The organism is uncultured Mailhella sp., assembly GCF_944324575.1.
Classification (GTDB): Bacteria; Desulfobacterota; Desulfovibrionia; order Desulfovibrionales; family Desulfovibrionaceae; genus Mailhella.
In genome coordinates, this window is record NZ_CALUWV010000071.1 from 1 (window position 1) to 9,924 (window position 9,924).

General features: G+C 60.6%; 5 protein-coding genes. 3 read left to right on the forward strand and 2 right to left on the reverse strand.

Annotated elements, in window-relative coordinates:
• Positions 1 to 161 precede the first annotated feature (161 nt).
• Genes Q0J81_RS08465 through Q0J81_RS08475 form a run of 3 tightly spaced genes read left to right on the forward strand, consistent with a single transcriptional unit; the run spans position 162 to position 6,919 of the window.
• Complete coding sequence (locus Q0J81_RS08465) at positions 162 to 1,472, forward strand: hypothetical protein (protein ID WP_294447178.1); 1,311 nt, start codon at positions 162 to 164, stop codon at positions 1,470 to 1,472.
• Positions 1,462 to 3,579: a hypothetical protein gene (locus Q0J81_RS08470; RefSeq protein ID WP_294447179.1), complete on the forward strand. Its 2,118-nt coding sequence runs from the start codon at positions 1,462 to 1,464 to the stop codon at positions 3,577 to 3,579. Before Q0J81_RS08465 ends, Q0J81_RS08470 begins: the two co-directional genes overlap by 11 nt.
• Positions 3,572 to 6,919, forward strand: coding sequence for a helicase-related protein (locus tag Q0J81_RS08475; protein ID WP_294447180.1), 3,348 nt, complete (start codon positions 3,572 to 3,574; stop codon positions 6,917 to 6,919). Before Q0J81_RS08470 ends, Q0J81_RS08475 begins: the two co-directional genes overlap by 8 nt.
• Before the next feature lie 548 nt (positions 6,920 to 7,467).
• Here the strand turns inward: Q0J81_RS08475 and Q0J81_RS08480 are convergent.
• Positions 7,468 to 8,940 (reverse strand): DnaA/Hda family protein, encoded by a 1,473-nt coding sequence (locus tag Q0J81_RS08480; protein WP_294447181.1) that lies wholly within the window; start codon positions 8,938 to 8,940, stop codon positions 7,468 to 7,470.
• Between the two features lie 217 nt (positions 8,941 to 9,157).
• Positions 9,158 to 9,484 carry a hypothetical protein gene (locus Q0J81_RS08485; RefSeq protein ID WP_294447183.1) on the reverse strand — a complete coding sequence of 109 codons (327 nt, stop codon included), beginning with the start codon at positions 9,482 to 9,484 and terminating at the stop codon, positions 9,158 to 9,160.
• Positions 9,485 to 9,924: the final 440 nt, after the last annotated feature.

The window sequence follows — 9,924 nt, forward strand, 5'->3', positions numbered from 1 at the left end:
GTCTTTTCCCGCCTCTTCTCCCTGCCTGATTCCCCCGCTCTCCTTTTCTCCGTCTCTTCCCCAGACTTCGGGCGTGCGCCCGCAGGCCTTGCCTCAAACGCGCTTCAGACATACGCTGCACGGAATGCGCCTGCGACGCTCCTTCATCCCCTGGAATCGCCATGTACCTTACGCCCTATACCGTGCTGCCTTCCGGACTTGACTCCATGGATCCTCTCGGTTTTCTGCGCCCATATGCCGCGTTGACCGACGCGCTTCTTCCCGAGTTCACGACCGTGACCGTCGCCCCGGCCTGCCACAGCTTTCTCTGCTGGGCCGTGCGTTTTCTAAGCCGAAGACATCTGTCCGTCAAAGACAGGGAGTTTGCCCGCAGCATGCGTGATCTGGAAGTTCTCTGGGGCGTGCTCTGCCTTCGGGCATCGCGACCGGAAGGCGTGCTCAACATCACGAAGCTGAACCGTCTGCCGCAAAAAAAGCCCACACGCGCCGTCGCCCGCAAGGCGGAATTCGGCCTTTATGCCAACCCCGGCTACGGCGTGCGCGGGCACTACGCCGGTCCTTCCGTCACCTGGGGATTTCTTGACGCCGACATGAACCTCACCTCCTCCGGCGAGGCGCTGGCCGAAGCATGGGACACGCGCCTCCCCCCGAACGGACGACGCGGCAGAAAGCGTCCGACCTTCACTACGCTGGCCGAAGCATGGATGAACGACGAGCCTGTGCCCGACGCCGCGCTGAACGAAGAAGACTGCCTGTGCTGGAGCGTGGCCGAAGGAGTGCCGAACGAGCGGGAAAAGTTCGTATGGAAACGCGCCTTCAGCCGGGCCGCCGAGCTCTGGCCCGCCGGAAGAGGACTCTGGACTCAACCGCCCGACGCAAAGGTGAAGGCGCTGTATGCCGCGAACCGTTTCGCATTCTTTCCCGCGCTGCGGCTTCACTATGAAGCGCGGAACAGTGCAGGCCGATTCGACGAGCTTCTGCGCTGTCTGGAACGCTGCCGCGCCTTTGAACAGTTCGCCGCGCTCGTCCAGTTCATCTTCGAGTGGGAGTATCTGCGCAGGCAGCGGCAGGGCAGTGAAGAGCCGCTTCCACCGCACCGTCTTACAGGCAAAGTGCTCAGACGGGCGGCGAGGGAGGCCGCCGACAGTCTTGAAGGCTCCGGACTCGGCTGGGATCTGCCGAGCCGCCTGTGTCTCGACGATTCCTTCGAAACGCAGGTGAGCGTCATTATTGCCGCACACACGGCGCATCAGAAACGAAAGCTCGCCCAGCCTTTCATGGACGAGCACACTGTGCTGCTGACCGATCGCGTGCAGAACTCGCCCGTCATGCGTCTGGCGGAAAAACTCGCCGACGCCGACGAAACCCGTCTGTGCCGCGGCGTCATGAACGCCTACCCGCGCTCGTGGTTCTTCAACAACGTCTGGCGCTGGCTCGACTACGCGGGGGAGTCTCATGGGCATGCCGATTGAAAGCAAAAGTCTGGGAGATCTGCTTGCCGACATTACGCAGAACGGCAACGAACCTCTGCGGCATCTTCTGATGCTGACGTATGAATTCGATCCCGAGCAGGCGCTCAATCTCATGCTGGGCCGGGAACTCGACGACAACTCCGGCCTCAACGCGCGTCACCGACTGACCATAGCAGGACTGCACCCCATCATCGTCTACGACGCCGCCAAAACCCGAGATTTCAGCGCGCTGCCCCATCTTTTGGAGCTGCATCCGTGGAAGTCGAGGATTTTCGGCTGCCATCACAGCAAGGCCTGCTGTCTCGTCACCCAAGACTCGGTGCATCTTTTTCTCGGCAGCTTCAACATCACCTTTTCCGGCCTGTTCCACAACCGGGAAGTCATGGAACATTTCTGCTGGACGGAAGGCGGCAGCCGGGAAGACGGACTGCTCATTCTGGAATGGGCGGACTTTCTGCGCCGCTGCTACGGCGGACGCGTTCAGGGCTCCGAACGCTCCAGCCTCAACGCGCTGCTCGACTGCCTGGACGAACGCCTCTCCATGCTGCGCAAAAGCTCCATGCGCGCCCCGAGCCTGATCGTTTCCGGCTACGGCAAAGACACAGACCGCCGAAACCGGCCGACGCCGGAGGACAGCGGCCTTTTTGCGTTGCGCCGGACATGGGAACGCTGGTTCGGTGCTTCCGCCGAACCGACATCGCTTTGCGTGGTCTCGCCGTTCTTCGACGCCTCGGTGACGAACGGCTGCGCCGCGTCCGCCTTCCGCCGCGTTTTTCCAGCGCTGCGCTCGCTTGCCGTCTGCACCGATGCCCGGGGCGTATCTTCGCTTTCCCTGGCGCACTTTGCCTCCCTGCTTCCTCAGGCCTTCGTCATTCCCGCCGAAGCCTCGGCCGTGGAACGGGCTTCCATTGAAAGGCGTGCCCAGGAACGCCATCTGTCCGTGCCTGAATCCGCCACGCTGGAACGACGGCTTCATGCCAAGATTCTGCTGCTCTTTGACGACAGAGGACACGGCCTCTGCTACGCTGGCAGCGCCAATTTCACGAAGAACGCCTGGCTCGGCCGCAATCAGGAGCTCGGCGTCGTGCGCCCTCTGGACGAACCTGCCGAAATGCTCTGGAAAAAACTCCTGAAAGGTCTGTACGCCGCTTCCGGCAATCGTGCGTCCCGCCTTCCGGACACGCCCAGGGACTGCGTTTCGTCCGATCCTGAAGACGACATCACACCAGATACGTTTCCGGACTTCATCGCCTTCATCGAGCTGGAGCGTCGGCCCGACTCCCGAGAGGTCTTTTTCCGTCTGGTCTTTTCCGCGGAAGCGGTCAGCAATCCGGGCCGACTACTGGATGCCTACGAGATACGCTGGGGCGACGACGGCCCGGTACTTTGCTTTGACAGGAAGGGCGTCAGTACCCCGCTGCCGGATAAGTTCTGGCAGCAGCGCCTTCTGTGCGGTCGCGCGCTTCAGTTCCGGCACAGGGCCTCGGGCACGGTCAGTCTCTTTCCGTATCTGTACGCCGACGATGTGCTTGAGCACGGTGCAGAAGAGCTGCTCGGCATGACCAGCATGGACTGGCTGCTCCTGCACCAGAAGGAAACGTCATGGAACATGACCGGCACAGGCGTTCACGCCTTCGGAGAAAGCGCCGCAGAACTCCCCTCCCCCGGCGTCGACCGCAACGCCAACGTGATCATCGCCATGCAGCGCCATCTGCAGCTTTTCGGCGGTCTGGAACGAATGCTCGACGAAAGGATGGAAGAAGCCGCGCACAGCCGTCATCCCGGCGAAGCTCTGAAGTTTCTTGTCACGGACGAGATGCGTGCCCTGGGGCGCCTTCTTCTGCACGAGCTCAACGCTTACGGCGGCAGGGACGATGCCTGCCTGTTCAAGCTGGCGGAACTGCGCGGCGTTGCCGCGACCCTGCTTTCCAAAGCCCGTACCATACCTGCGTTCAGGGCCCGGGCTTCGTCGCCGTTTCGCGCAACGGCGCTGTTTTCCCCGCTGCTCGAGGAGCTGGACGCACCGCTCAGGAAAGCCGCCGCCCACTCTTCCCCGCTTCTTGCCGCCTACCTCAACTTCATGATGAAGGAACACGCCCATGACTGACCTCGACTACACGAAACGGCTGTTCCGCAATCCCGACCTTTCCCCGGAACTCGCCCGAAACTGGCATCGGCAGCAACAGGAAGCCCGGGCCGTGCTCCGGCGCTTCAAGCAGGGCTTTTCCACCGTTCTCATTGCCGACGAGGTGGGCATGGGCAAAACCTATGTGGCGCTTTCCGTCATGGCCCGACATGCTGCCGACGGAGAAAAGACGCTTCTCATCGTACCCGGCAACGCCATGCTCACCAGAAAATGGATGGAGGAAATAAAGAAGTTCAATGCCTCCTACCTTTCAAAAGGGCACTATCTTCGCCCGCTGCTCATAAAAGACCGCAACGAGCTGCTCTTCGGTCTGCACAGCTATGAAAACCGGAACATCCACCGCGTTCATGCCAGACGTCTGTCGTGCTTCACGCTGATCTTCCAAACCTGGTACAACGACGTGGTACGCCGACAGAAGACATGGAAGAAAAAATGGCTGGACGATAAGGACATGCCGGACGACATCACGTTTCAAACCTTCTGCGCCGAGTTCTCCCCGTCGCGCATCCGCAGCTTTCTCGACGAGTGGCGTCATGAAAAGCGCAGGGAGTTTGAAGAGCTCTGCGCCGAAAACGGCCTGCTCAATGCGGCCATGCGCGCCTGTCCGGAACAAAACAGGGCGCGCGCTCACGCATCTGCCGAGCTAAACCGGCTTTTCCGCGAATTCAGCGGCAGACAAAACGATTTTTCTCCCAACGTCTTCGTCATGACCATGGACACGATACGCCGCCAGGAACGAAAACCGTCGCCCTTTACGCCGCTGCTGAAAAAATATCTGCTGGGCCTTCTACTGTACCATAAACGCAAAGCAACGGCAGCGCGCATTCTTGCCCAGGCCAAAAAACTCGGCTGGACGGGCAGGGAAGACACGGAAGACAGGCTCAAAGAACTCGGCGGCGAAGACCTCTGGGGCCTGAGGCAGAACGTTAAAGATCTCATGGAACAGAAAGGAATCAGGGAGCTGTTCTGCGAAAAAAGGCAGGGACTCGGCCTCGACGCCAAGGTTGTCGAGCAACGCGCAGCTGAGGTCCTCGACGACGTGTTCCAGAAAAAGCTGACAGCTCTGTCGCTGCTCGTGGTGGACGAGGCGCACAACTGGAAAAGCGGACGCTCCAACGGAGCCGCCCGTTTCCGCAAAAGCTTTGCGCATGCCTTCCGACACAGGCTGCTCATGTCGGCCACGCCTTTTCAGATACACGAACGGGAACTTCTGACGGTATTTGAAACCGTGACGGGTGACACCTCCGACAAGGCCCTCGAACGCGTGCGCGACATTCTTGCCCCGGAAGGCGCGGCTTCCGCAGCCCTTCGCCTCAGCAACGAATTTTCCGAGGCATGGAACGCCCTCACGCCTGCACACATGCTGGAGCTGAACCGGCCGTGCGATTGTGCCCGCGATCTGAAACAGGCGCTGACGCTGCTCAAGGAGCATGCCCGCGCCACAGCCCTGCGGCAGTTCTGCGCCGCCGCGCTCAGATACCGCGACGCGCTCGACGAGCTGGAACAGGCGCTTCGTCCGGTCATCATCCGCCACGTCAGAAACAAAGACCTGCGCGCCTTCCACTGCGGTCGCGACTTTCGCACGCACGGCCTGCCGGACGGACGGCATCACGGTCTCTACCACGTTGCCGGATACGGCACGGGCGACAACGCCCTCATGAGCTTCATCGGCATGCGTGCCCGGCAGCTTCTTTCCCGCGAGTGCGGCGAAAGGGAACACGTTCTGCTGCTCGGCGGGCTCAATTCCAGCAACAGCGCCTTTGCGGAAAGCTGGGAAAGCCGCACTCCCGCCCCGGGCTTCACCCGCGAGTATGTGACCTTCTTTCTGCATCAGCTCAGACAAAGCGCCCACCCCAAGGTGACCGCCACAGTGCAGAGAGCGCTGAACAACTGGCTCGAAGGCCGCAAGACGCTCATTTTCTGCGACCGACTTGCCACGCAGGAAGAACTGTGCTGCACGCTGCGCAGAGCACTGCGGGGATATTCCTGCTCCTCTGCTCAGGCGAAACGGCTGCAACGCGATCACGTGACCGTGGAATACTATCTCTCCCGTTCCCTCGCTGTCGGACTCGGGCTTGCGTTGCCGGGCGACGCCGCCCTGAACGAGGTCAAGCAACGCATGAGTGACAAGCTGAGCAAAACGCCTCATCTGCGCATCCGCGCGCTTGCCCGGTTCGCGGATCTGTGTCTTGCCTCCCTCATGCTGCAGGACACAGACAGCGACCTGCTCGCCTACGCCCGCATTCTCGACGATGAAGACGCGCTTGCCTTCTATCTTTCCGGCAGGCCTTCCTCGGGCGTGAAAAAACCAACTCCCCCCTCCCCGGAAATCGACGAGGATACCGATGAAGACGCCTCGCCGCCGTTCCCGGGAAAAGCCGACGCGCTCGACGGTATGCTCAGGGACATTCTTCACGGCTCCAGCATCTGGCACGCCGGAGAACAGAACGCTCAGTCTCTGCACGCGGCCATGCTTCGTCTGCTCGGCGACGAAGTCCGCGAACCGGAAGGCTCCCCTTCTTATCGTCAGGAGCGGGACGGCTATGCTCTGGCCGATCTGCTGCTCACTGTTCCGCGAGCCCTGCGCAAGCTGCTTTTAAACAGCGCTCTCGTGCCGCCCGCAGTCTCCGACAATACGGAAAAAACGGCCTCTCCAGGTGCGTGCGCCGTACGCGCACTGCGAGCCACGGAACACCTGGCATCCGGGCCGTGGCAGAGAACACGGCGATTCCTCGAGCTTCTGTGCGAAGAAGACGGAAGCATACGCCCCGGCATGGAGGCCTCGCGACGCCGCAGTCTCTGGAACGGGCTCAATCTGCGTCAGACCGACATTGCCGTGCACATCAACGGCACCACCGGCGGGGATCGCCGCACGGCCGTATGCGCGGCCTTCAATTCTCCCTGCCTGCCCGACATTCTTCTCTGTACCTCCATAGCTTCCGAAGGTATAGACCTGCATCGGGAATGCGCTGAGGTCATCCATCACGACCTTCCCTGGAATCCCGCGCTGCTGGAGCAGCGCACCGGCCGCATCGACAGAATAGGCTCGCTTGCCTCCCGGACAGATGAGGGCCCGGGAATGCTGGCTGCAGGCATTCCCTTCCTTGCCAGCGACTATGATGAATTTCAGTATGCTGTACTGCTCAACCGGGCGCAAAAGCAGGAAATACTTCTCGGCAAACCGGAACTCTGTCCCGTGGCCATGCCCGCCGCAAAGCCCGGGGAGTCCTCTCCACCTCTCCCCGACCGTCTGCTCGAGTTTCTGCGCGTCGACCTTTCGGTGAAAGAACGCAGGCCGTGAGCCGGAACCACGCCTGCCTCGCGTCGGGCACGGCGCGAAGGCTTCGGGCATGAAGAGTTTTCACCGCCCTGCCGCATGTCGCAAGGCGCCGGGCCGGACTGCGCTTTGCGCCACGGCGTCCGTCGGCAAGTTCCCCCGCGCCTCATTCCTGCCCGTGCGCGCCCGCCATGCGCGGAGCCTTCCTCCACGGCGTCTGACACGCCCTTTCCGTGCCCGACGACGCTCCCCGTCGCTTTTTCTCCTTGTCCCTGCCCACGTCGCCATCTCCTGCAGGCCGCAGGCATGCGCCGCTTTTCCCATCCTCCCCGCTTCCGGCAAACGACGCGACGCTCCCGGGCATGAAGCCTGTCCATCCGTGGCGCCCGGCAGAAGAAACGTCCCCTCCCGGCTGCCGGAACTGGCGGGCCGGTACTGAGGAGATGACTGCGCTCCGCCGCGTCCTCGCTTCTCGTCGATGCCCTTCCGGCACCGGCAAGACGCCTGCCGCGTGTCGACGAAAAACGGGCAAAAAAAAGCCCCGCTCGGGGCAGGGCGACATTTCGGAAAAACTAGGCCAGCATGGCCGAACGTTCAATGAGGGAGACGGTGTGCTCGATCTGACCACCGAGGGAGGAATGACGGCTCATTTCGCGCTCGACCGCGGTAATGCCCTTGATGACCGTGGAATGCTTGCGGTTGAAGCGTTCGCCGATCTGCTCAAGGGTGAGGTCGGTATGCTTGCGCAGAAGGAAGAAGGCCGTGTTGCGGGCCAGCACGAGATTCTGACGGCGGGACTTGGAGCAGAGCTGCGCGGGCGTAAGGTCGAAGCTGCGGCAGATGAGCTCAACGACGTCCTCAAGGCTGAGGCTGGGGCTGGTGCGCGCCACGTTGCGTATGACGTCCATGGCCATTTCTTCCGTGACCGTGTGCCCCGTGAACTGCGACTGCAGCATGAGGTTGTGCAGGCAGCTTTCCAGAAGACGGACGTCGCCGGTGATGCGGTCGGCCAGAAGATCGGCCACGCGGGAAGGCAGCACCATGCACTGACGGCGGGCCTTTTCCTGAAGAATGTGCAGACGGGTGTCGCGGTTCGGACGTTCCATGCTGGCCACGAATCCGGAACAGAAGCGGGACACGAGCTGCGAATCCACGCCTGCAAGATCGCGCGGGGCAAAGGAACTCGTGAGCACCACGCGGCCGCCGTGGTCCTGAAGATTCTTGATGGTGGAAAGCAGCTCTTCCTGCGTACGGTCCTTGCCGCGCAGAAAATGCACGTCTTCAAGAAGCAGCATGTCCAGCTGACGGAAACGTTCCTTGAACTGGTCGATGGTCTTGTACTTCATGGCCTGCACGAACTGCGAGGTGAACTCCTCGGCCGTGAGGTACTCCATGCGCACCTGTCTCTTGTCCGCCTCGAGGCTGAGGGCCCGGCCCACGGCCTGCGTGAGATGCGTCTTGCCAAGACCCGCGCCGGCGCACAGAAACACCATGTCCACGGGAGCGTTGGCCGCAAGAATGTTGCTCGCGGCGGCATATGCGATCTGATTGCAGGGCCCGACCACGAAATCCTCAAAGGAATGCTTCCATCCCTTCATCATGGCGGGATTGAAGGTGCGCACGCGGGGCAGCGGCATGGGCAGATCGAGCTGCTTGTCGGCCATGAGCACGGTGGGCGCCGTGGACGGGATGGAGGCGGCGAGCTGTTCCAGACTCGCCGGACGGGGCAGTTCCGTCTTCTTGCGGGACGAGAAAGCCTTCACCGTCACCTTGACGCGGCTGCCGAGCAGGGAAGACGCCACTTCCGCTATGGCCTGGGAGAACTGGTCGCGCACCTGAGCCGCCATAAAGTCGTTCATGGCGGTCAGGCGAACTTCCCATTCGCAGACGCCGACCGGTTCAATAAGAAGCCCCTGGCCGCCGGAGCGGTCAGCGTGCGACAGTTTGACCACGTCCCCCTTGAGCGGTTCAAGAAAGACCTTGAACTTACCCTCGGGAAGTCTGCTGCGAAGTTCGTTGAGTATAGAAGACCAGATTTCTTTCATAACAGAACAGGTTTACAGAAGGAAAAAAGAAAATACCATCGGCACGAATCAAAAATCGGCATTACGCCGCAAGCCCCGCATCCACAACGTGTCGAATGAATAAATCCTTATCATGTTTGAAAAAATTTTCAACTGTCCCATTATTTCCATTTTTTTCATTAATATATTGATAACACTTGAAAATTTCCGAAAAACAAAAATATTCAGGTCAGACGATTTATTTTTTATCCACAGTTACTCTTTCGTTTTTCTCAAATTTTCTCAAATTTTCTTCATTTTTTGCTTTTTTCCCCTGTTGTGCGGGCGGCATGAAATCTTCCTTTCCCCGTCTTTTCCCCTCGCGCTCTCCCTTGCCGGAATCATCCGTCGTATCCGCCGCCGGGCGCTTTGTCGGTGCGCTCTGTTCAACTGCCTTTTTTTGCTCATGTTTCCCGCCATCAGTTATTTTGTCGACATTTTTCCCCGGGCGCGGCGCAAGCCCGTTCGGCAGCAATGCCTTTCGGAAGTCTCCGAAATCACGGTTTTCGGCGCAGTTGGACGGCAAAAAAATCCGGGATAATCCGGGTCAGGGCAAATCGGGAAAAGAACGATTTTGGGCCGCCGTCTGCCGCCTTTTTTGTTTTTTGTCCCACGTTGCCTGACATTTTCCTTTTCCCGGGTACCGCCACCGCCCGTCTGCCCCGGACACGCTGTACGGGCGCGGGACTTGCACGACGCCCGCTGCGTTTAACGCCGGAAGTGAATTCCGGCTACTTGCGGCCGTCGGCCGGGCTCCTGCCGTCGTCCGGGGCCCCCGAGCGCTGAGAGAATGCTGAAAGGAATGAGGGGGCCCGGGGGAAATCATTTCCCCCGGCGGGGTCCGGGGCGGCGCCCCGCTGCTCCTGCCTGTCCCCTTCCTCTCCTTTCTTTTCTGCGTTTTCTGTGTTTCCTGCTCTTGACTCGGGCGTTTTTTGAATTATGCTCATTTGTGCAAAACATTGTCAC

Excerpts from the sequence above, each read along its gene's own strand:
- Q0J81_RS08465 (WP_294447178.1), top strand. The coding sequence starts at position 162 with ATGTACCTTACGCCCTATACCGTGCTGCCTTCCGGACTTGACTCCATG.
- Q0J81_RS08470 (WP_294447179.1), top strand. The coding sequence starts at position 1,462 with ATGCCGATTGAAAGCAAAAGTCTGGGAGATCTGCTTGCCGACATTACG.
- Q0J81_RS08475 (WP_294447180.1), top strand. The coding sequence starts at position 3,572 with ATGACTGACCTCGACTACACGAAACGGCTGTTCCGCAATCCCGACCTT.
- Q0J81_RS08480 (WP_294447181.1), bottom strand. The coding sequence starts at position 8,940 with ATGAAAGAAATCTGGTCTTCTATACTCAACGAACTTCGCAGCAGACTT.